This is a genomic window from Vibrio sp. R78045 (genome assembly GCF_042466085.1).
Classification (GTDB): domain Bacteria; phylum Pseudomonadota; class Gammaproteobacteria; order Enterobacterales; family Vibrionaceae; genus Vibrio; species Vibrio cyclitrophicus.
Map to the genome: position 1 here is coordinate 582,245 of NZ_JAXHBS010000018.1, position 22,487 is coordinate 604,731.

Annotated in this window: 22 protein-coding genes; 12 read left to right on the plus strand and 10 right to left on the minus strand. The window is 43.2% G+C overall.

The window, feature by feature from the left end; genetic code table 11:
- Positions 1-119: 119 nt before the first annotated feature.
- From pspC to pspA, 3 genes are read right to left on the minus strand one after another with little or no spacing between them, the layout of a single operon-like run.
- Positions 120-506: an envelope stress response membrane protein PspC gene (gene pspC / locus SJY39_RS24365; RefSeq protein WP_010440092.1), complete on the minus strand. Its 387-nt coding sequence runs from the start codon at positions 504-506 to the stop codon at positions 120-122.
- Positions 499-732, minus strand: coding sequence for an envelope stress response membrane protein PspB (pspB, locus tag SJY39_RS24370; protein ID WP_004734605.1), 234 nt, complete (start codon positions 730-732; stop codon positions 499-501). Before pspB ends, pspC begins: the two co-directional genes overlap by 8 nt.
- Before the next feature lie 15 nt (positions 733-747).
- On the minus strand, positions 748-1,419 hold the full coding sequence (pspA, locus tag SJY39_RS24375; RefSeq protein WP_010440091.1) for a phage shock protein PspA: 672 nt from the start codon (positions 1,417-1,419) through the stop codon (positions 748-750).
- 298 nt (positions 1,420-1,717) lie between these two features.
- On the opposite strand from pspA, the gene pspF reads away from it, so the two are divergent.
- The 7 genes from pspF to SJY39_RS24410 all read left to right on the plus strand — a co-directional run bounded on the left by pspF (position 1,718) and on the right by SJY39_RS24410 (position 8,896).
- Complete coding sequence (pspF, locus tag SJY39_RS24380) at positions 1,718-2,740, plus strand: phage shock protein operon transcriptional activator (protein WP_010440089.1); 1,023 nt, start codon at positions 1,718-1,720, stop codon at positions 2,738-2,740.
- Positions 2,741-2,842: 102 nt separating this feature from the next.
- Entirely contained in the window at positions 2,843-4,465 is a 1,623-nt protein-coding gene (gene sapA / locus SJY39_RS24385) for an ABC transporter substrate-binding protein SapA (protein WP_016793116.1), read from the plus strand.
- Entirely contained in the window at positions 4,465-5,427 is a 963-nt protein-coding gene (locus SJY39_RS24390; RefSeq protein WP_010440077.1) for an ABC transporter permease subunit, read from the plus strand. Before sapA ends, SJY39_RS24390 begins: the two co-directional genes overlap by 1 nt.
- Entirely contained in the window at positions 5,414-6,301 is an 888-nt protein-coding gene (locus SJY39_RS24395; protein ID WP_010440075.1) for an ABC transporter permease subunit, read from the plus strand. The genes SJY39_RS24390 and SJY39_RS24395 overlap by 14 nt, the downstream gene beginning before the upstream one ends.
- Positions 6,301-7,302 (plus strand): oligopeptide/dipeptide ABC transporter ATP-binding protein, encoded by a 1,002-nt coding sequence (locus SJY39_RS24400; protein ID WP_010440073.1) that lies wholly within the window; start codon positions 6,301-6,303, stop codon positions 7,300-7,302. The genes SJY39_RS24395 and SJY39_RS24400 overlap by 1 nt, the downstream gene beginning before the upstream one ends.
- Positions 7,299-8,081 carry an ATP-binding cassette domain-containing protein gene (locus tag SJY39_RS24405; protein WP_010440070.1) on the plus strand — a complete coding sequence of 261 codons (783 nt, stop codon included), beginning with the start codon at positions 7,299-7,301 and terminating at the stop codon, positions 8,079-8,081. The genes SJY39_RS24400 and SJY39_RS24405 overlap by 4 nt, the downstream gene beginning before the upstream one ends.
- A 35-nt stretch (positions 8,082-8,116) precedes the next feature.
- Positions 8,117-8,896 carry a DUF2927 domain-containing protein gene (locus SJY39_RS24410; protein WP_010440066.1) on the plus strand — a complete coding sequence of 260 codons (780 nt, stop codon included), beginning with the start codon at positions 8,117-8,119 and terminating at the stop codon, positions 8,894-8,896.
- Between the two features lie 203 nt (positions 8,897-9,099).
- On the opposite strand, the gene SJY39_RS24415 is transcribed toward SJY39_RS24410, so the two are convergent.
- Both SJY39_RS24415 and SJY39_RS24420 read right to left on the minus strand, forming a co-directional pair.
- Positions 9,100-9,489: a DUF2750 domain-containing protein gene (locus SJY39_RS24415; RefSeq protein ID WP_010440063.1), complete on the minus strand. Its 390-nt coding sequence runs from the start codon at positions 9,487-9,489 to the stop codon at positions 9,100-9,102.
- Positions 9,490-9,639: 150 nt separating this feature from the next.
- Positions 9,640-10,545, minus strand: a complete 906-nt coding sequence (locus tag SJY39_RS24420; RefSeq protein WP_010440060.1) for a manganese-dependent inorganic pyrophosphatase — start codon at positions 10,543-10,545, stop codon at positions 9,640-9,642.
- 201 nt (positions 10,546-10,746) lie between these two features.
- On the opposite strand from SJY39_RS24420, the gene SJY39_RS24425 reads away from it, so the two are divergent.
- The gene (locus SJY39_RS24425; RefSeq protein ID WP_016793115.1) at positions 10,747-11,961 is read left to right on the plus strand and encodes a putative manganese transporter; all 1,215 of its coding nucleotides are present in this window, start codon (positions 10,747-10,749) and stop codon (positions 11,959-11,961) included.
- Positions 11,962-12,304: 343 nt separating this feature from the next.
- On the opposite strand, the gene torA is transcribed toward SJY39_RS24425, so the two are convergent.
- The 3 genes from torA to torE are packed head-to-tail and all read right to left on the minus strand — an operon-like array spanning position 12,305 to position 16,206.
- Positions 12,305-14,767, minus strand: a complete 2,463-nt coding sequence (gene torA, locus SJY39_RS24430) for a trimethylamine-N-oxide reductase TorA (protein ID WP_010440056.1) — start codon at positions 14,765-14,767, stop codon at positions 12,305-12,307.
- A 24-nt stretch (positions 14,768-14,791) separates the two neighbouring features.
- Entirely contained in the window at positions 14,792-15,973 is a 1,182-nt protein-coding gene (gene torC, locus SJY39_RS24435; RefSeq protein ID WP_010440053.1) for a pentaheme c-type cytochrome TorC, read from the minus strand.
- Between the two features lie 50 nt (positions 15,974-16,023).
- Positions 16,024-16,206: a trimethylamine N-oxide reductase system protein TorE gene (gene torE / locus SJY39_RS24440; RefSeq protein WP_010440051.1), complete on the minus strand. Its 183-nt coding sequence runs from the start codon at positions 16,204-16,206 to the stop codon at positions 16,024-16,026.
- A 437-nt stretch (positions 16,207-16,643) separates the two neighbouring features.
- Between torE and SJY39_RS24445 the strand changes: the two genes are divergently transcribed.
- On the plus strand, positions 16,644-17,438 hold the full coding sequence (locus SJY39_RS24445; RefSeq protein WP_010440050.1) for an ABC transporter permease: 795 nt from the start codon (positions 16,644-16,646) through the stop codon (positions 17,436-17,438).
- A gap of 318 nt (positions 17,439-17,756) precedes the next feature.
- Here SJY39_RS24445 and focA read toward each other — a convergent pair whose 3' ends face one another.
- Both focA and SJY39_RS24455 read right to left on the minus strand, forming a co-directional pair.
- Positions 17,757-18,599: a formate transporter FocA gene (gene focA / locus SJY39_RS24450; RefSeq protein WP_010440048.1), complete on the minus strand. Its 843-nt coding sequence runs from the start codon at positions 18,597-18,599 to the stop codon at positions 17,757-17,759.
- Between the two features lie 362 nt (positions 18,600-18,961).
- On the minus strand, positions 18,962-20,266 hold the full coding sequence (locus SJY39_RS24455) for a hypothetical protein (protein WP_016793114.1): 1,305 nt from the start codon (positions 20,264-20,266) through the stop codon (positions 18,962-18,964).
- 259 nt (positions 20,267-20,525) lie between these two features.
- On the opposite strand from SJY39_RS24455, the gene SJY39_RS24460 reads away from it, so the two are divergent.
- The 3 genes from SJY39_RS24460 to SJY39_RS24470 all read left to right on the plus strand — a co-directional run bounded on the left by SJY39_RS24460 (position 20,526) and on the right by SJY39_RS24470 (position 22,377).
- Entirely contained in the window at positions 20,526-20,756 is a 231-nt protein-coding gene (locus tag SJY39_RS24460; protein ID WP_010440041.1) for a TIGR02647 family protein, read from the plus strand.
- 114 nt (positions 20,757-20,870) lie between these two features.
- Positions 20,871-21,725, plus strand: coding sequence for an NAD(P)H-binding protein (locus tag SJY39_RS24465; protein ID WP_010440036.1), 855 nt, complete (start codon positions 20,871-20,873; stop codon positions 21,723-21,725).
- A gap of 61 nt (positions 21,726-21,786) precedes the next feature.
- Positions 21,787-22,377, plus strand: a complete 591-nt coding sequence (locus SJY39_RS24470; protein WP_016768566.1) for a YdcF family protein — start codon at positions 21,787-21,789, stop codon at positions 22,375-22,377.
- The last annotated feature ends 110 nt before the right edge of the window (positions 22,378-22,487 follow it).

A 22,487-nucleotide genomic window follows, 5' to 3' on the forward strand; every position in this document is an offset into this window, starting at 1 on the left:
GATTAATCACATGTAACTTACCAGTTATCGTAAGATTTATTTAGACAAAATTATTAAAAAAAATAACGGCTTGGAATAAATTTTCCTAAACCGTTATCTAATCTTTTTTAGGTTTACCGTTACATGTTCTTAAATGCGCGGTCGACTTTAAAAGTGTCTGAGGTTACATAGGCTTCCATATTACGCACACTGGTCTCTAACTTCTGGAAATCATCTTCTAAAGTGCCTAATAGAGTCTCTGCCGTTTGCCCTTTTTCCCAAGGTTTTTGCTTCAGCGTGTGCTCTTGTTTAGCTTTCATTTCATCGACATACTGAGGTGGTTGTTTTTCAATCATAAATGTCAAAGCAATATACGCCAGTAAGACAAGAAAGCTTCCGCCAAGTAGCGCCGCAGAGATAACTAAGATACGAACCAACCAAACTTCCAGGCCAAAATAGTTCGCTAACCCGGCACATACTCCAGAAAGCTTACCGTTAATGGGATCGCGATACAGTTCTCTACTCATAGTTTCGTCTCCAGTTAGGTGACTCCGCATCCAGTATTTTTTCTAGCGTTTTCACGCGGTCTTGCATCGATTCAGCTTGAGCAGAAAGCTTGTGTAAACGTTGAAGATCCGTCTCTGAAAGACCATTGCTGGATTTCTTCTTGCTTCGGTAATGTAAAAATAACCATAGCGGTGCCACGAAGATTAAAAAGACAATCAGTGGACCTGCAATTAGAAATGTTGACATAGACAACTCCTAAAATTATTTATCGCGGTTTTCAACTTGCTGCTTCAGTTTCGCCAGCTCTTTTTCAATTTCATCTTGAGCTTGTAGTTCGGCAAATTCTTGATCTAAAGATTTTGCATTGCCTGTCTTAGCGTAAACGTCTGCTTCAGCTTCTAATTCATCCACTTTACGCGAGAATTGCTCAAACTTCGCCATTGCTTCGTTGGTTTTGCTTGAGTGCAAGTGTTTTTGAACATCACGACGATTACTCGCAGCGTTATTACGAATCATAAGTGCTTGCTGCTTTGCACGAGTTTCTGCGATCTTTGTTTCAAGTTTACCAATTTCACTCGTCAATTTTTCGATGGTTTCATGAACCAAGGTTTGTTCGGTGTGAAGGCTTTTGATGATGTCTTCCAGTTTTTGCTTTTCGATTAGCGCCGCTCTCGCCAAATCTTCGCGTTGTTTGGTCAGGGCAAGTGTCGCTTTATTTTGCCAATCTAGAATCTGTGTTTCGATAGCTTCTACTTTACGCGCTAGCTCTTTCTTGTCAGCAATTGCTTTTGCTGAGTTGGTACGAACTTCAACTAAGGTGTCTTCCATTTCTTGGATAATAAGACGAATCATCTTTTCTGGATCTTCAGCCTTATCTAATAGTGCACTGATGTTTGAATTTACAATGTCTGCAAAGCGAGAAAAAATACCCATGAGGAACTCCTTAATTACAATGATGGCAAATGTGTTTTAAATCGTTGTTCGACTTCTCAATCCACCTGCTCACAAATTTACGTTTATTGTTAAACCTACTATGAGTAATCCAAGTAGCGTGCCAACTTTTAAGCCATTTATTATCAATAACTTATGATAAAATGGTGATTAAGTTTATACATGCTATGATGAATTTAGCCAAGTAATGGTATTTTTCGCCACTACTCTTTTGCTTAAGCTATTTAAATTGAGCCCTCTAATAGCATCAACCAGCGCTCAAACCACACAAGGAACCGCTATGCAGCAGAATCTTATTGGTGAATCACCTAGCTTTCTCTCTGTTTTGGATAAAGTGTCTCAGTTAGCCCACATTGAAAGGCCGATTCTGATCATAGGAGAGCGTGGTACGGGTAAAGAGCTAATCGCTCAAAGGCTGCATTACCTTTCAAGACGCTGGGATCAACCCTTGATCTCACTGAACTGCTCAACACTCAGTGAAGGATTGATTGATTCAGAACTGTTTGGTCATGAATCTGGTTCTTTTACTGGTTCAAAAGGACGCCATCAAGGTCGTTTTGAAAGAGCTGAAAGTGGAACCCTTTTTCTAGATGAACTCGCTACAACTCCCCTTGCTGTTCAAGAGAAGCTATTGCGTGTAATTGAATACGGTCAGTATGAGCGTGTGGGCGGGCAAAAAGCACTAAGTGCTAATGTAAGGCTAGTCTGCGCAACCAATGCCGACCTACCCGCTATGGCATTGAAGGGAGAATTCAGAGCCGACTTATTGGACAGGCTGGCGTTTGACGTGATTACTATCCCGCCGCTTCGTGAGCGCAAAGAAGACATCACACTGCTCGCCGAGTATTACGCCATCAAGATGTGTCGAGAATTGGAACTAGAATTGTTTGTCGGCTTCTCACCTTCAGCCGTTGATGCGTTGTTGGATTATTCTTGGCCAGGAAATGTGAGAGAACTCAAAAACGTTATTGAACGTGCTATCTATCAACACGGTAAGAATCCATATCCTATTGAAACTTTAGTGTTTAACCCGTTTGAGCCGGCATGGAAAACTGAGCAAAATTCCACACTAGAAATTGGCAATGATCCATCCACCAACCATACTTCATCTGAAGGGACATTTTCTTTGCCGCTTGACTACAAAGCATGGCAAGAACAACAAGACATCCAGCTGCTCAATCAAGCCTTAAAACAAAGCAAGTATAACCAAAAGCAAGCAGCAGAATTACTCGGGTTAACCTACAACCAATTACGAGGAATGGTGAGGAAGTACGCGATTGTTGGACAAGCTAACGATAAATAGCTGTCCACACTTGATTATTATTTGGAGCCGAATAAATAAAATGTTAAATTGTCCGGATCTTGAGGCTCCTCTAATGCCTCGTTTCGAAAAGTATTTCTTTTTATGAAAGCACTAATAAGACTATCACTGAGCATCTGTACGCTGAGCTTTTTAGCTGGATGTGGTGAGAGTGTCGATCACGAACAAATCCGTGAAAAAGGCTTCATCTATTGCGGCCAAGGTAATCCTAGCACCTTCAACCCACAACTGGTTGATAGTGGCATTACTTCTGAGTCACTGAGCCCTCAAATTTTCGACACACTGCTAACGCTTGACCCTATGACGTACCGACCAAAAGAGAACTTGGCAACAAGTTGGTCTGTCGACAAGTCAGGTACTGAGTACACTTTCACTCTTCGCCCCAATGTTGCGTTTCAAACCACAGACTGGTTTGCCCCAACTCGCAGCATGAACGCGGAAGACGTAGTCTTTAGTTTTGAACGAATCATTGATAGTTCGAACCCATTCCATTATGTGGGTGGCGGCCTATACCCATGGTTTGCAGGCATCGATTTCCAAAACTTAATTGTCGATATCACTGCAGTTGATAACCTAACGGTAAAATTCCGATTAAGCCACCCAGACAACTCGTTCCTCAACAATATTGCCACCAGTTACGCGGTGATTCATTCCAAAGAATACGCCAACAAGTTGATTGCGACTGACGAGAAAAATGAGATCGATTCTAAACCTGTTGGTACTGGTCCTTTTTACCTAGATGAATATCAGATCAACGATCTAGTGCGCTTGAAAAAGAACAAGCGTTACTGGAAAGGTGACGTTCAAATGGACCAAGTTGTATTCGACACATCGCAACGTGGAACAGGCACGCTTGCCAAGCTGCTTCGCAATGAGTGTGATGTCTTGAACTCGCCAATTTCTAGCCAGATCCCAGTCATTCAAGCCCGTGAAGAATTAAAGATTTCAGCAACCCCTGCTGTCAATGTCTCTTTCATTGCGCTTAACACTGAACACCCAGCACTGCGTGACTCTCGAGTCCGTAAAGCACTCAATTTAGCAATCAATCGTCAGAACATACTCGACTCTGTGTACTACGGTACAGGTACCAAGGCCTACACCTTATTGCCACCAACGTCTTGGGCTCATCAGAAAGACAGCGTTCAGGTTCGCTATGACCGAAACTACGCCTTAGCGCTTCTTAAAGAAGCCGGTGTTGAACCAGGTTTAGAGCTTTCAATGTGGGTACCGCTAGAACCAAGAGCATACAACCCAAGCCCGAGAAAAACGGCAGAGCTTATCCAAGCTAACTTTGCCGATATCGGTGTTGAACTGAAACTCTATACCGACGACCGATTCGACCGTACACAGCTATCATCGATTGCCTCAACAGATCTGCTTCTTACTGGTTGGATAGGCAATACCGGAGATCCTGATAATTTCTTGCGTCCTTTACTCTCTTGCAGCTCTGAACGTGCCGGGCTAAACGTCTCTATGTGGTGTAATTCGGATTTTGATTTCCTTCTCGACTTAGCCTTGGAAATAAATCAACAAAGGCACCGTGTGAACCTGTATCGACAAGCCCAAAACATATTGAACGATGAAGTTCCTGTGATACCTCTCGCACACGGCGTGCAATTCCGCGTCCACGACCGTTCACTGACCGGTTTCAAACAGAGCCCGTTCAACGCTCAACCTTTTGATCAAGTCAGAAGAGAGGTGAACTGATGTTTTGGTATACATTAAGACGTGTAAATTTATTTGTTATTACGCTTGCGATCCTGACTTTAGTGGGCTTTTCGCTACTTCGACTAGACCAAACTTCTCCTTGGGCAATTCAAGATTTCTGGCCCGGTTGGATTAGCTATATTACAGAGTTATCGACCCTTAATTTTGGCCTAAGTAAACACGGTGCACCTATCATCGATGAACTTGCCATCGTATTCCCAGCAACGTTAGAACTGTGTTTCTTTGCTTTCGTTCTGGCTCTATTTATTGGCATTCCTTTCGGCACCATCGCCGGTATGAGACAAGGTAAATTGGTCGATACCACGATCTCGTTTACCTCAATGGCAGGTTACTCTGCTCCTATATTTTGGGTCGCGTTGTTGATGATCATGGTGTTTTCACTGCACTTTGAAATGTTCCCTGTTGGCGGTCGCTATGATCTGCTTTACGAGATTGAACACGTAACTGGGTTTGCCATGATCGATGCCTTTTTTGCAGAAGGTCGATACCGAGCACATGCACTACAAAGTGTTATCGAGCATATGGCGTTACCTTGTCTTGTTTTAGCGTTAGCCCCGACAACTCAAGTTATCCGACTGATGAGATCATCGGTGGCTGAAGTGATGACGCAAAACTACATCCGCGCGGCACGTATTAAAGGTCTGTCTACCAGAGAGATCGTCATGCAACACGTATTAAGAAATGCGATCCCACCGATCATTCCGAAAGTCGGCGTTCAACTATCCAGTATGTTAACGCTCGCTATTATTACCGAATCCATCTTTAACTGGCCTGGTATTGGCCGCTGGTTGCTAGATGCTCTTTCGAATCAAGATTACGTTTCGATTCAAGCTGGCGTAATTGTAGTAGCGACACTGGTTTTGACCGCAAACATTCTGTCCGATCTATTGGGCGCAATGGTTAACCCACTGGTAAGGAAGGAATGGTATGCTAACAAATAACGTCTACCAAGAAGAGCAAGTTCCAACCCAGTTCGAACGTTTCTGGCGCAGCTTTCGTGGTAATAACCTCGCGATGTTCGGGTTGTGGTGCTTAGTCTTTATCATCCTAATCACGGTCACTTCGCCTTGGTTGGCACCGCACGATTCCCACGAACAAACAGGTCACCTTTTAACCCCGCCATCTTGGGATCCAGCAGGCACGGTGGAATATTTCCTAGGTACCGACGACTTGGGCCGAGATATCCTTTCTCGCCTCATTATTGGTTCTCAGTTGACCTTCGGTGCTGCTGTTGTCATCACATTCATTGCTGCTGTGATTGGTTGTTTAATTGGCGTGCTCGCAGGTATGACTCGTGGGCTACTATCAAGCACACTTAATCACCTGCTCGATACCGTTATGTCAATTCCGTCTCTGCTGCTAGCGATTATTTTTGTGGCTTTTTTAGGCTTCGGTGAATTTAATATCTTACTAGCGATATGTTTGGCGCTTATACCGCGCTTTATCCGCTCGGTCTACATTGCTGTGCATGCTGAGGTAGAGAAAGACTATATTCTGGCTTCTCGCCTTGATGGTGCAAACGATTTCTATCTGTTATGGAATTCGATTGTTCCCAACATTCTCACCGTCGTCGCACTTGAAATTACGCTAGCACTGTCAGTTGCCATTTTAGATATCACCGCTTTAGGTTTCTTAGGGCTTGGCGCTCAAGCGCCGAGCACTGAGTGGGGTTCTATCTTAGGTGACTCTGTAGAGCTGATTTATCTTGCACCATGGACAGTGACGCTACCCGGCCTCGCCATTATGTTTACAGTGATCGTAATTAACCTCGTCGGTGAAGGTGTTCGCCAAGCACTAAATGCAGGAATCGAATAATGCCGTTACTTGATATTCGACATCTAACCATCGAAATTGAGACTCCTCAAGGGTTGGTTAAAGCTGTAGATCGGATGAGTATTACCCTAAATGAAGGGGAAATTCGTGGCCTTGTAGGTGAATCAGGCTCAGGTAAGAGTTTGGTCGCCAAAGCTATCGTAGGTGTTTGTAAGGAAAACTGGAAAGTATCAGCCGATCGAATGCGCTTAGGCAATATCGACCTACTTCAACTAACGCCTAAAGAAAGGCGTCGTGTAATTGCACGCGATATTGCGATGATATTCCAAGAACCATCGAGTTGTCTTGACCCATCGGAAAAAGTGGGACACCAGCTCATTGAATCAATTCCTTCCCATGCATTCGACGGTCGCTGGTGGCAACGATTTAAATGGCGTAAGAAACAAGCAATCGCCCTGCTGCACAAAGTCGGTATCAAAAATCACTCTCGCTTGATGGATAGCTACTCTTACGAGTTAACCGATGGCGAGTGTCAAAAGATCATGATTGCAATGGCCATCGCAGCTAAACCTAAAGTGCTGATAGCTGACGAGCCTACTAACGATTTGGATCCGATAACTCAGTCTCAAATATTGCGCCTATTGAGCCGCATGAACCAGATTAACAACACAACTATCGTACTGATCGGCCATGACTTAACCACCATAACTCAGTGGGCAACTCGCATTACCGTTATGTACTGTGGTCAATCGGTCGAATCTTCGGATACGCAGAAATTGTTGGCTGCACCAAAACACCCTTATACCGTTGCTTTGTTGAAAGCGATGCCAGACTTCAATAACTGGATCCCTCACAAAGAAAAATTACAGTCATTGCCAGGATCGATTCCACCATTACAACATCTACCTATTGGTTGTCGATTGGGGCCTCGTTGCCCATATGCACAAAGGCAATGTGTAGAGATCCCGCATACCAAGCGAATTAAAAACCATAAGTTTAACTGTCACTTCCCTCTGAATATGGAGAAGAAAAAGAAATCATGAGTGCATTATTAGAAGTCAGTGATCTATCTAAAGACTTTACGACTCGCTCTGGTCTTTTCCGTAAAAAGATTCATCAAGCAGTGAAGCCTGTAAGTTTTACCCTTGAAGCCGGACAAACAATTGGCTTTATCGGTCAGAATGGTTCAGGAAAGTCGACATTAGCAAGAATGCTAGCCGGTATGGTTGAGCCCACTGCGGGCGAGATTCGTGTGAATGGTGAAAAGCTAGAACACAAAGATTATTCGACTCGCTGTAAGCTGATTCGCATGATCTTCCAGGATCCCAATACTTCACTTAACCCTCGCATACAGATTGGTCGTATTCTTGAAGGCCCATTGAAGCGAAACACCAACATGCTACCAGAAGCCCGAATGCGCCGTGTGAAAGACACACTATTGCGTGTTGGCCTGTTACCAGAACATGCCTACTTCTATCCTCAGATGCTTGCTGCGGGCCAGAAACAGAGGGTTTGTTTGGCTCGCGCGCTGATACTTCAACCATCAATCATTGTTGCCGATGAAGCGTTGAATGGTTTGGATATGGCGATGCGCTCTCAAATCATCAACCTTTTCTTAGAACTACAAGAAGAGATGGGAGTATCGTTCGTTTATGTATCTCAACACCTCGGTATTGTTAAACACATTACCGACAAGATCATTGTCATGCACGAAGGTAATGTGGTTGAGAGTGGAGAAACGGATCAAGTGTTGACCAATCCAACTCACCAAATCACGCAACGATTAGTTGAGAGCCATTTTTCCAAAGCGCCGAGCCATTAATTCATATCGCGATATATTTTACAAAGGGGAAAGGTATGTTACGAATAGCTTCAATGCTTCCCCTCTTGCTCGGGCTGTTTTCCTTTAACGTTGCAAGCACATCGCTCACCTGGCTAGATAAAACCTTTGTAGAAACAGCGTTTTATAATGTTGCACTTCAACACGAATATACCGAAGGAAACAAACCACTCGCTAAATGGACCCAACCGATCAAAATTTGGATCGACCATCGAGTTGGCGACAAAGAGTTGCATCAAGAGCTTGCAGAACTCCATATTCAACACCTATCTCAGGTTACCCGGCACCCCATTGAAATAGTCACTAAAGAGTCCGATGCCAATGTTAAGTGGATATACACAAGACAAAGCCAGTGGGTCTCCGAAGCCAAATCGATACTCAAACTTAAATCGACTCAACATTTGGGCAGCGCTATCTGTACCGCAGGCTATCGTACAAATTCAAAAGGAGAGATTGTTTATGCAGGCGTTATTATTCCCGTGGATCAAGCCAGATCTCGAGGCAAGCTGGTCGCATGTATCGTAGAAGAGATCACACAAGTTCTCGGCCTGCCTAATGATTCAGATAAGGCATACCCTTCTATTTTCAATGACCATACACCAGAAGACTTATTATCACCTTTAGATGTGGTGCTACTGCAACTACTGTATGAACCCGAGCTGAAAGCTGGAATGACAAAATCTGAAGTAAAACCTATCGTTCGAAAGATACTCGAGAGGTACAGCAAAACAAGCGTACTTCAACAAGCGTCAAAGAACGCGCAACAGGCTCCTTTATATCAGCTCATAGGATACTAATTTAAGCGGTCGTTACTAGACGAAAAGGGAGTTACTGGATAAAAAGGTGGTCATTGGACGTAGAAATGGGTGATGGGCAAAGAAGCAGGCACCGACTTTAACACGTATTCATTTGGTGGCTGAGTGTTGAAGCGTAGTATCAGAAAGAGAGCAACAGCGCTGCCTAAAGGAAGGCAACGCTAACTTACCGTTTAACGAGAGGATTATCGCTTAGTCGCTTGTTTCTTCAGCTCGAAGTCGAACTCATCCGGGAACAAGATAACACCTTCTTCTTGCTCGTTCGGGAATACCACAACAGCAAGTTCATCGTCTTCAAGACCGTTCGTCCAGCGGCTGTGCCACTTGTTCAACGAAATAGACTCAGCTTTACACTCAGACCAATCACCCGTTGCCCACGATTCTGCGAACTCTTGGTTTGGCCATACTGGAACACAATCTTCATCTTCTGTGTTCAACATTACACAACCGTGCTCATCGGTTAAGATCCATACTTCACGGTTCGCTACGATTTCTTTCACACAGTATTTTAAGCGTTGCTCACCCGTATACTTGTTGATTTCAGCGATTTTTTTATCGTCTAGCTGTGTAGTCATCTTAATTTCCTACTTTAGTCAGTAACTTTGTTCTTAAAGTTATTTTATGCCGAGTGTTCTTAACTTCAACTAATACCTCTGAAGAAGAAAGTCGACTTCAAAGAAAAACGCCTGCTAGATAAGCAGGCGTTTACTATTAAAGCGACTTGATTAAGCTAGCTCGCCTTGAAGCCAAGGCCAACCTTGCTTCTTACGGCTTAATGTATTTTCCATCATCAATACACCATTTTGCTCATGCTTAACCAATTTCTCAGCCCACTCACCTTTGTAAAGTAGACGAGTTTGTGCAGTAGTAATATCTGTTAGCATTACCGCAGCGAATGCTAGACCGTCTTTCTCACAACGCTCTTCAAGATCCGCTTCTAATGCTTCGATCATGCCGTCTACTTGCTCAAGAGTCGCAAGTTCAACTTGACCAACAACAACATCACGACCGTTGAATGGGTAGCCTTTAAGGTCTTTTTCTACTAGCTGTGCAGCAGATAGGCCTTCGATGTTTGTCTTAGCGATTAGAAGCGCTTTGATGAATGCATCAACGTCAGTCACGCCAGCGATTTCAGCAAGCTCAGCAACGGCGTCTTTGTCTTTTTGAGTACATGTTGGAGAAGCAAAACCGACAGTGTCTGAAAGAATTGCAGACATCATTAGTTTAGCGATTTGTTGAGAGATAGCGTGACCTTCAATCTTGAACATGTTGAATAGTACAGTGTTTGTACAACCAACGGGCCAGATCCAAGCTTCCATTGGGTTAACTGTCATCACATCGCCTAGACGGTGGTGATCGACAATACCTACGATCTCTGCATCAGCAACATCATCTGGTGCTTGTGCTAGATCTGAGTAGTCAACTAGCCAGATTTTCTCACCAGCAACAGAAGTACGAAGCTCTGGCTTTTCAGCACCAGCGACTTCTAGAATGTGTTGAGTTTCGCGGTTGATCTCGCCTTGGCGAATTGGTGTCGCTTCCTCGCCACGAGCTTTAAGAAGCTCAGTTGCAACTAACGCACTACAAATACTGTCACTATCAGGGTTTTTGTGACCAACAACTAAAATCATGTTTCTTCCTATTACACTAACAATTATGACTCTACCTTTAGAGCCTCTCTTTATTTGCCATACTTTACCTCATTTTTTTAGATTGGTCATGTTTCGTAGGTTTAACCAATAGTAACAATAGATAAAAAAACAACAAATGCAATTGATAATTATTATCATTCGTATATATTTATCTTAAGCCACCAATTTTGAGTAACACCTATGGATCGACTAATCTCTTTTTTGCCAAGCAATCGTGCTTCGAAAACAACTCAGTTTTCACTCTCATTTAAGCGACTGCTATTGCCTATCTCACTTATAGCCTTAGTGGCAGCCCCTGCCACACGTGAATTGACGGTGACCACTTTGTCAGATGCCTTCTGGGCCGTGTCTTGTTACGTCGCGTTAACCTTGGCTATTTACCACTGGTTAAGCCTCTACATCAACAAAGATAACGTCTTCAACAAGCTCGTTCATCAATCTCGCTCAAATCAAGTGGTATTCGCGGCTCTCATGGGGGCGCTACCCGGCTGTGGCGGTGCGATAGTGGTGACCACACAATTTATCTCAGGAAAACTCGGATTTGGTGCCGTAGTTGCGGTGCTCGTCTCGACCATGGGTGACGCGGCGTTCCTACTCATAGCGAGCGAGCCTAAGACAGGTTTAGCCATGATGGCGATGGGCGTGATTGTGGGCACTGCGTCAGGCCGAATCATTAACTTATTTCACGCCGACGACTTCTTACGCCCGAAACCGGCAGAAAAAAGTGAAGTCACTAACAGCTGCGCTTCTCAATCTCAAGACAAAAAAGCGGTCTCTAAAAAAGCGATAAACCTACAAGGTTACCTTTGGTCTGTACTGATTGTTCCTGGTGCTGCCGTTGCCCTACTCGGCTCTTTTCAAGTCGATGTTAACGAGTTACTCGCTTTGCCTGAAATGTCGATGGAGTGGGCAGGAACAATTTTGCTGATCAGCTCCATGTTTCTGTGGGGGCTGACCCGTGAAATTGAGGATTACAAATCTGCCGTGAGTGAAGACGAAAAGTGTGTGGGCTCTCATCCACTACAAAAAACGGCTCAAGATACTAATTTCGTAACAGCGTGGGTTGTGGTGGCCTTTCTTTTCTTTGAATTTGGCTCTGTGATAGCAAATGTGGATTTTGCGACGCTATTCTCAAGCTGGGGCATGATGATCCCCCTGGCGGGTGTGTTGATGGGGTTATTACCTGGCTGTGGTCCTCAGCTATTGGTGACTAGCCTTTATCTCTCAGGCGCACTGCCACTCTCGGCTCAGGTCGGTAACGCTATTTCGAATGATGGTGATGCGCTATTCCCAGCGATTGCAATGGCACCGAAAGCAGCGCTTGTCGCGACCTTCTATTCGAGTGTTCCTGCTTTGATTTGCGCATACGGTTATTGGTTTATGTTCGAAGCTTAAGTTTCTATTTAGGGCTCCGCTTTATATCCCAGGTTCAAGCTTCTCCAATAGGTTTTTATTAGGTCGGTACTTTGTATTGACCTTTTTTCCATCGGTCTAAGTTCTTACAACAGGTTATTTTTACATTCCCTTACTGCTTCATTGCTTCTACAAACTACCTCAAACACACATTAAAGCCTGTATCAAAAACACCCTAAATTGGCGCTGTGACAATGCTTAGTTAGAAATCCCAACACGTACACTAGAAAAACAAAAAGCCCCTGTAAGAATGCTTACAGGGGCTTTAATTCAAGCTTTCGTACTTAAGTTACCCTACTAAGAAGCTAGGCTACTTAACAAGAACTTAAGAAACTTCGATTGGACCACCGAATGAAGTTACTGGAGGCAGTTTGCCTTGGAACTTCTCGAAGTTAACCAAACATGTGTTTGCTGAAGTCGCTTGAGCAAGTTCAGACGTACCGATGTCTTGAGTTAGTGTGTTTGGATCGCCGTAAGTATCTAGCGCGCCCACTTTCTCGTTGATCGGACCATACCAAGCACCTTCTTCGATACGAACAACACCAGGAGCGTAGCTATCCATTAGAACAGCACCTGCCAGTAGTTGACCACGGTCATTGAATACACGTACTACATCGCCATCTTTGATGCCTTTCTTCTTAGCATCGACTGGATTGATGTAGATTGGCTCACGGCCTTGCACCGCGTAAGTCGCACGCCACTCTTCAGATTCACACATTTGAGAGTGAAGGCGCTTGTCTGGGTGACAAGATTGTAGCCAATACGGGTGTTTGTCAGAGCCTGGACCACCGTGTGAACGTTCAGATTTCTCGAACCACATTGGGTGTTCTTGACAGTGCTCGTAACCCATATTACCAACAGTACGGCTTGTGATTTCGATGAAACCAGAAGGAGTACCTAGTGCATTGATCTCTGGATCTTCACGGAATGAAGCGTGACGAGTCCATGGCTTGCCTTTACCGAAGTCTAGGAAACCTTTTTCCCAGAACTCAGCAAACTCAGGCATTTCAAAGCTACCTTCGTTAGCAGCACGACATTCGTCGTACAGAGATTTAACCCACTGCATTTCGTCCATGCCACGCGTGTAATCGTCGTAACGACCCCAACGTTTAGTAAGGCTAGACATGATCTCGAAGTCAGTTTTAGACTGGAACAGAGGATCCACTAGCTTGTGCATTGCGATCAAACCACGGCCAGAGTACGCACCGTAACCATCAATATCGTTACGTTCCCACTGAGTACATGCTGGAAGCACGATATCAGAGTGACGACAAGTTGCAGTCCAAGCGAAATCAACAGCTACTACCGTTTGTAGGCTCTTGAATGCTTTACGCATCTTGTTGCGATCTTGGTGGTGGTGCCACGGGTTGTTACCACTGAATACCATCATCTTGATGTCAGGTAGTGTTACTGTAGAACCGTTCGCTTTGATCTTCTTACCAGGCTCTAGCAAGCTATCTACCCAACGAGCAACAGGGATTACACGGCTGTAACCGTTGTAATCTGTGTTGGTGTGTTTAGGCGATTGACCTTGGTCGATGTTCAACGGGAAAGAACCCGGAGCAGCGAAACCAGTTGAAGATACACCGATACCAGAGTAATGGTGACCGTAAGAGATACCACCGCCTGGAAGACCAATTTGGCCAACCATTGCTGCAATAACTGCACACATCCAGTAAGGCTGCTCACCGTGTTGTTGACGTTGGATACTCCAACCCACAAGGATCTGTGTACGACCGTTAACCAGCATCTTAGCGAAGTCACGAATTGAATCCGCGCTTGCGCCACAGATAGCTGAAGCCCATTCAGGAGTCTTCTCAACTTTATCTTTCGTTTCACCTTGAACGTACTTGATGAAGTCTTCAAAACCTAAACAATAAGTCTCGATGAACTCTTTGTCGTACAAGTCTTCGTTATAAAGAACGTGAGCAACACCTAGCATGAACGCCACATCAGTTTGTGGGTTGATGTACATTTGCTCGTTTTCTAGGTAACGACCTGTTTTGTTTTTAACAGGGTCAACAGAAACAACGTTGATCTCTTTCTTAGCAACTTTCTCTTTCAGCTGTTCTAGATATGCAAACGACTCGTGAGTCTCACATGTCCAACCTACTTGAAGGTTTTTCACTGGATCGTTACCCCAAAGAACAATATTGTCACTGTTTTCTAAGATAAGTTCCCAAGATGTGCCTTGTGCATAAACTTCGGTCGAACCTAACACATAAGGCATGATCGTTTGACCAGCACCTGTTGAGTAGTCACCGATTTTCTTCACAGAGTAACCGTGAAGTGCCATTGCACGTTGCATGTGGTTAGTACAGCTGTGGAACTGACCTGTTTGTCTCCAACCAGTTTGACCGGTGTGAAGTGCCCATGGACCGTAATCTTTCTGTACGCGCTCTAGTTCGCGGTAAACAAGATCTAGTGCCTCATCCCAAGTCACACGAATGAAACGGTTGTTACCACGCGTGTCAGCGCTGTACTTGTGCTTCTTCAACCAATCTAGGCGAACCATAGGGTAACGCACACGAGATGGGCTGTAGATAATACCTTTAATACCTTTCAGCATCTCTGTTGGGTGCTGATCGATTTCTAGAGGTTTAATTTCTTGTACTTTACCCGCGTAAACACGAGCTCGGAATGCACCCCAGTGAGAACCAGAGACTTTCCACGCGCCGTCTGTTTCTGCAGCAGACGCTGATGCCGACGCCAATAAGCTTGGACCGATAACCGATGCCGCACTTGTTGTAGCGACACCTTTCAGAAAACTTCTTCTTGTAATTGCCATTGTGTTACTCCAATTGACGTCTTATTAGTGATGGCCTTCAGAAAAATCTGATGAGTGCTTCTGTAGATACTTAAGAACAAGTGCTTCTGTATCTGTATCGAAGTTAACGAATGCAATCATGCCATCTAGCATACCGACCCAACCGTTAGCGCTGAAGTGAGCTTCATCTGGCTGTGAGTGACACGTTGAACAGTTAGATTGGTACGCTTGACCCGCTGCGTTCCAGATTGGATCGAAGTTATCAACCATAGACTCTTTCTTCATCCAAAGTGCTAGGTTAACTTCTTCCCATGGAAGGCCAGTAAGCTCATCTTCTTTTTTCTCACCAACAGTGATTGCGTCACTTTGAGAGACTTCTTTCGTCAAGATTGCAGTCGAGATATTCATACCGAAGTCTTCTTGGATTACACGTCCGAAGCCTTTCGCTTTACGCCAACCGTCAATTTGAATCTTGATCATGTCGCCTTTTTCATCGATCACAGCAACTTTACTTGCAGGGCTTAGTAGACCCGCTTCAACTTCAGCAGTCTCATCTGTATACATTGGAAGATGACGAATAGAAATAACGTCGCTACCCGATGCGTAAGATGTGCTGCTTGCAACATTTTCTAGCTCACCAACAATACCGCTTGCCGATGCCATATCTAATGGAAGGTTGTGAGCAATACCTTTGTGACAGTCAACACAGCTTTGGTCGCGCTCTGCTGCGTTTTTCATCTGAATGCGCGCTGTTGGGCGCATGTTGTCGAAATCCATTGAATCGTAGTTGTGACAATTTTTACACTCTAGAGATTTGTTCGAAGAGAAACGATCCCATTCATGTTTAGCCAGTTCAATACGACGCGCTTCGAATTTCTCTGGTGTGTCTAGGTCACCAAATACTTGAGCGAATACTTCTTTAGATGCTTGCATCTTACGAGCAATTTTTGCTGTCCATTCATGTGGAACGTGACAGTCAGGACAAGTTGCACGTACACCTGAAGTGTTTTTCCAGTGAACCGTTTCTTGTAGCTCTACGTACACGTTGTCACGCATAGTGTGACAGCTTACACAGAACTCTTCTGTATTTGTGTGTTCTAGCGCTGTATTGAAACCGCCCCAGAAAATAACACCGGCGATAAAGCCACCCATAGTTAGTACACCAAGACTGATGTGTACTGCTGGGCGAGTCATTGTGCGCCATAATTTAACTAAAAATGATTTCATGTTTAGCTCTCTTAAATATTGATTTTAAAAAATGTTGTTACTAGAGGGCATTACATGCCGCCATGAGCACCAGGAGGTCCGAATACAAATACTTGCAGTGCCCAAACTATGAAGCCGTAACCGCCTACAAAAGCCACACTTAATATTGGAAAGAGAACAACCGCAATGAAGAGGAATGACTTCCACTCCAACGAGCGTTTTTCGCCAGTTTCAATTTTTTTAACATCACTCATACATTTTGCCTATTTTGTATTTAGTAATTCTGAGTAGCTCATTCTAAGGAGCTAAAGTTCTTGAGTATCTAACAACAAATTTTAGACCATACACAAAGTAAGGTTCAATCAAATCCCCCGTTATAACTCTTGCTAATCAATACTTTTTTGAGCTCATCCAAACTTGTTTTCAGTTAAACAAAGTTATTAAAAACTATTAACAAATGTGAAGAATTAAGTATATTTCACAAATGTTAAAAACAAACATCTGCGCAACTATTTAGCAACCAATTTTAACCTTTTACCTACTAAGTAGTAGCTAAAAAAGCCTAAAATCACCAATGTTTTGTGTTTTGTTTGTTAAATCATTGGGTGTTTTTTGAGTAAGCTGGAATGAAGCTAAAATGCATCATTTAACACTTTCATATATGATGTGTATCCACTTAAAAGGAAGCACTATGCAAGACGTTATTGATATATCTTGGTGGCAATTGTTGTTATTCAGTACACTTCTAGTACTCCCCATAGGGATAAATTACTGGCTAAAACTGGGCCTTGGCAAAGAAGCTTTTATCGGTATTGTTCGCATGGTTGTGCAGCTGTTTCTTGTCGGTCTCTACCTAGAATATTTGTTCACTCTGAACAGTTTGTGGATCAATGTATTGTGGCTGTTCACCATGATAATCGTCGGTGCAAGCTCGATTGTTGAAAAGTCTAAACTACCGAAAAACCTACTTTTGGCCCCAGTTGCCGTGAGCCTCTCTGTTACATGTGTGCCCGTAGTCATGTTTATCTGCTTCTTTATTATTAAACCGACACCGATTTTGAACGCGCAATACCTTATCCCTATCGCAGGAATGTTATTGGGTAATAGCTTGAGCAGTAATATTGTGGCACTGCAGAACTTGTTTGGCGCTTTTGAGACGCAGAAGTCAGAATATGAAGCGGCAATCGCTTTAGGCGCTGCTCCAACCTATGCTGCAGCGCCTTTTATACGTAATGCTATACAGAAGGCGATGTCTCCTATTATGGCTTCCATGGCAACCACAGGCTTAGTGACACTTCCAGGAATGATGACAGGACAAATCCTAGGTGGTGCTTCACCAATGATTGCTATCAAATATCAGCTTATGATCATGTTGGCGATTTTCGTGATGATGAGCTGTTCTTTGGCACTCTCACTTCACCTAGCTTTGAAGACCTCTCTAACAAAAGAAGGTCGAGTTCTCGCCCGTATACAACCAACAAACTAGCTACCTCCTCCCCTCAGTTCTGGTTACTCACCGAATTTGAGACAGGTTATCCACAGAAATTGTGGATAACCAAATCAACATCGATCCTTTTTTGGTCACTTTGACTCAACAAAAGATCATTGCCATTGATCCTTGGGGGTTTTCAAAGACATATACACACATGAAAATCAGCGTTGTTGGGCGTTCGTTTCAATAATTAGAGAAATGAATAAGTAAGTTTTCCACAAATAAAAAACGGCCTGCAATGCAGACCGTCTTGTAAATGTCATAAGTCAGTTCAGCGTTTTTACTGAACCCGAGTTAATTTTGTAAACTGGATTAATCGCGTAAGTAAATTAGCCAATACCACATACCCACAAAGATACCGCCGCCAATGATGTTGCCTAAAGTCACAGGTAACAGGTTGTTCATTAAGAAATCCATCATGTTTAGGTCAACATAGTCGGCAGGGTTAGCACCCGTCATTGTCCAGAATTCAGCGGGAGCAAAGGTTTTAATTCCGATAGCGAGTGGTACTTGGAACATGTTCGCAATACAGTGCTCAAAGCCTGCCGACACGAACATCGCGACAGGTAAAATCATTACTGCGATTTTGTCCGTTAATGTACGGCCACTGAATGTCATCCACACCGCAATACAAACCAAAACATTACACATGATGCCTAACGCGATAGCTTGGATAAAATCATGGTGCATCTTGTGTTGTGAAATAGCCATGGCATTCAAGCCCACTTGTCCGTTGTCGAACATGTATTGTTTGGTCAGAAGCATACAAGCTACTAGTAGCAACGCGCCAATCAAGTTACCGATATAAACCGTAGCCCAGTTCTTCATCAGGGTACGCCAGCTAATTTTTCCGCTCGCTCTTGCCACTAACGTTAAAACAGAGCTAGTAAATAGCTCACCACCAGTCACGACGACTAGAATCAAGCCCAAGCTAAATGCAAGGCCACCCAATAAGCGAGTAATACCCCATGGTAAATCACCCGCACCCGTCGTTACGATGGTATAGAATACAAAGGCAATACCGATATGAATACCCGCAGAAATAGCGAGAAGAAAAGATTTAATGGGATCTTTGGTTGCTTTACCTACGCCAATATCTGCAGCGCGCTCAGCCATTTGTGGCGGTAATAATGAGTCAAATTGGTTTAGATTCATGTGATTTACATTTTGAAACATGTTGTCGGGGAGCGCGATAATCCTCTCTTTCATTTCTTAATTCAAGAGCTATTTTTCTCACAAATTCACTTTAACTATGCATAAAGCACTAAATTCTGAATGATATTAAAATTTCATACGACTTTAGTAGTAAAATCAAAACTATTATGAATGAATCGTTATCAACAATAAAAATAACACATCCATAAATATCAACAGGTTACGAAAAAACCAAAAGAATAACGTACACTCTAACCGTATTTAACGGGCTTTTATTTAGAGATTTTGATATAGATCAACAGAACGTAAAAAAGCGCCCTTAGGCGCTTTTAAGTCAGTCACAAATAAAGACATTAGTTATGCTAAACTGCTGGCTCAATCACTTCTTCTGATGGTTGTGTTAAAGTCTCATCTTCAAGGTTAGATTCAACGTTAGAAGGAACAAGATCAGAATCGCTTCCGTTAGCAACTTTACCATCTAATCCTTTCAAACTATCCACCAGCTCTTCTAAGCTCTTTATGTGTGCATCGCTCTTGGTGACCTGCTCACCTAATAACTCATTGTGCTTAGTCGCTTCAAACAATTGCTGAGCTTGCTTTTGATTATCGCTTTCTAACTTAACTAATTGTTCAGTCAAAGCTTCAATCTCTGACTTTAATAAAGATGTCATATCCGAACTTTTTAATGCCTTAACGCTAGCAACAATCTTTTGAGATTGGAGGCGCAACACAACATCACGATAGTCCTTGTCATTAATTACCTGAGAAATACTTAACAATTGGTTCTCTGCATTCAATACCGTTTGCTCAAATCGATCACCTTTCACGCTCGCAAGTAGCTTTACTTCGTGCGCTACACTACGTACATGGTTCAATTCAAACTCTGCAGCTTGAACGGCATCTTCAATAATCGATTTTTCGCGTGGGCTCGCTTTCACTTGGCTTTCAGCTAATGCTATTTGAGAAGCGGCCTTTGTAAACGTTAAGGGAACCACATCATCAAAATCTTCGTCTTCCAAAAATTCTAATTCGTTCTTCAAAGGCTCAATATATTTTTTATGAGCAACTTTGACTTCTAACAGACGAGCACTATTGAGGAATTCGATCTGTGCTTCCTGAGCATCTTCTAACTCATCAACCAATACATATTCGAATAGCTCGCTGTACTCTGAATACAACTTCTTATAGCTCGATGTAAACATGGTGTCCGCACCAAGAAACTGAAGGTATTCCATTTGTACTATCGAATCGGCTAGCACTCGATCGGCTTTTTTCTTCAAAACTAAAATCGAATCATAGTTAGATTTGATCAGAGCAATTTTTTCATCAAAAGCTTCGGCATAAGTTAGGCTCGAGAAAATCGAATAACTTTTAGATAATCGACTCTCATCTTTCAGTAAATCTGCATAAATATTTTCAGCATCATCCCATGCATCTAGAAGTTCATGGTAATTCTCCGGAGCATAAAGAGACAATTGAGCATGATCTTCAAGTTTAATTTCCCATTGGGAGTAAACACTTTGGAGAGACTGAAAAGAACGGACCTCTGTTGTAGATTCATTATTATTTGTGATTTGGTTCGCGTCTGTCTGCTCTGAGGGTGTGCTTTGACAACCTGAGATAGCAAATAGCATACTAATTACCAATGCTACTTTGTTAACTCTCACTGATGCATTTCCTTTTTGTACAATATTAGCTGCATGCAATATCTTTCTAGTCACACAATATATTACAACCACTTAGCAATAGACATCACTCATGATGTAAACGTGTGTAAATTACCCAATTTAACCAAAATAAGTCCTTCATGCGATGATTAATCATTCAATTTGGTATCACTTATCAATTCTATTTATTTGCTATTGCCTGAGCTGTCAATGCGCACTAAGGTGAAGGTAGAGAACGTTATGAATATATAGGTTAATTATGAAGTACAACGCTGAACATATTGCTGATTTAAACCTCCTTCTTCAATTTGATGTAAGTAGCGCTGCTACCGGAATTAAAGTTCATCAAGAGGCTGCTCAAGAAACTCAAGACGCCGTTAAGCGCCTATTCGAAAAAAACCTTTGCACTCAGCCAGACGGCGGTTACCTAACAGATGAAGGTATCGAGATGGCAGAACGCGCAGATAAGCTCATTCGCGTACTAAACTAAAGCTCGATTGTTCTAGAAAAAACTCCACTTGCTTCGGCCGTGGAGTTTTTTCATTTTTAGCCAAAGGTTTGTTAGGCTTAATGTAAATTCGTCATTTGCAGTTGTGAGGAACACATGGCTTCTATATTTATTGTTGGTGCAGGCTGGGTTGGTGTCCCCTTATCTGAACATCTCGTCAAACATGGTCACCGAGTCGTCGTTACGAAGACCACTCAGTCAGGCGCTGATGCTATTGGCAACGAATGCATTCCTTGTGAAGTGTTCAGTTTTGATGCCGCGCAACCTGAACGCTCTATTGGCCGACTCTACTCACTCCTACTGGAAAACAACACTGAAATCGTCATTGGCAGCTTCCCTCCAGGCTTTAGAAAAGGCGCAGGACAAGAGTATGCCACTTACTGGAAACAGTTAACGACGGCTTGCAAAAAAGCTAACATAAAGAAACTGCTCATGGTCAGTTCAACAACGGTCTACCCTACTAAGCCCGGCGTTCTGCACGAACCGGATGCGTCACTGAATCTATCAAACTCAGATAACGGCCATGCACCTTCATTTTCTGATAACGCACGAGTCATGTTGCGAGCTGAGCAGTCAGTGATTGATTCAGGTATCGATTATACCATTCTTCGCTTTAGTGGATTAATTGGTCCGAATCGTCATCCGTCAAGATTTGCCAGTAGACTTAGACAAGTCAGCTCTCAGGCTCCCGCCAACATGCTTCACCTTGATGACGCAATTAACGCGGTCGACTTCGCTATTAGTCAGCTGCACAACGAAGTGGTCAACGTGACGACGCCAAATACGGTCAGTAAGGCGGAATTTTATGCCGCGGCATTGAAAAGCGCCAACAGTAGTGAACCTTTACCGCCCATTGTTGATACACCAGACAAGCTGATCTCTTCGAAAAAGATTCTCGACTTAGGCTACTCGTTTAAGTTCAATTCCACACTGGACGCACTTCATGACTGAACTATCGATTATAAACCCTAAGGTTAAATTGCATCGTTCCATAGACATCCTTTGGAATTTTATGTCGATGAACCATAACGTAGAAACTTCAGACTGCATTTTTGTGTTATGTAGCAACGATACTCGGGTTGCTGAATACGCGGCAGATCTCTATCACCAAAAAGTAGCGCCTTACATCGTTTTCTCAGGCGGAGTGGGACGTTTTACTGAGGGAAATTTTGAATGCTCAGAAGCTGAAACATTTGCCGCTATTGCCAGAGATTGTGGAGTACCTGATTCAGACATTTTGATTGAAAAACACGCGACTAATACTGGCGAAAATGTTCGTTTTACCTATGACTTGCTTACAAAACGTGGGCTATCACCGAAGCGACTGACCTTGGTACAAAAGCCCTTTATGGAAAAACGTACCTACGCAACATTCAGCAAACAATGGCCAGAACAGGCGGCGGAAATTAGAGTGACTTCGCAATGGCAAAGTTGGGTCGATTACTTTAACGAAGAGTTGCCACTGGACATGGTACTAGGGGCTTTAGTTGCCGACTTTGAAAGAATCAAAACGTACCCTGCTCAAGGGTTTCAGATTGAAATGCCAATCCCTGATGACGTTGACCATGCTTACAAAGTATTGAAGAAACTGGGTTTAGAATAAAGCTTTAGGTAACGTAATAGTACGTTTCAGGAAACAAAAACGGTGGCACTTGGCCACCGTTTATTATTCTTAGCTTTTTACTTTAGATTGCTAATCTTTGCTTTGTTCTC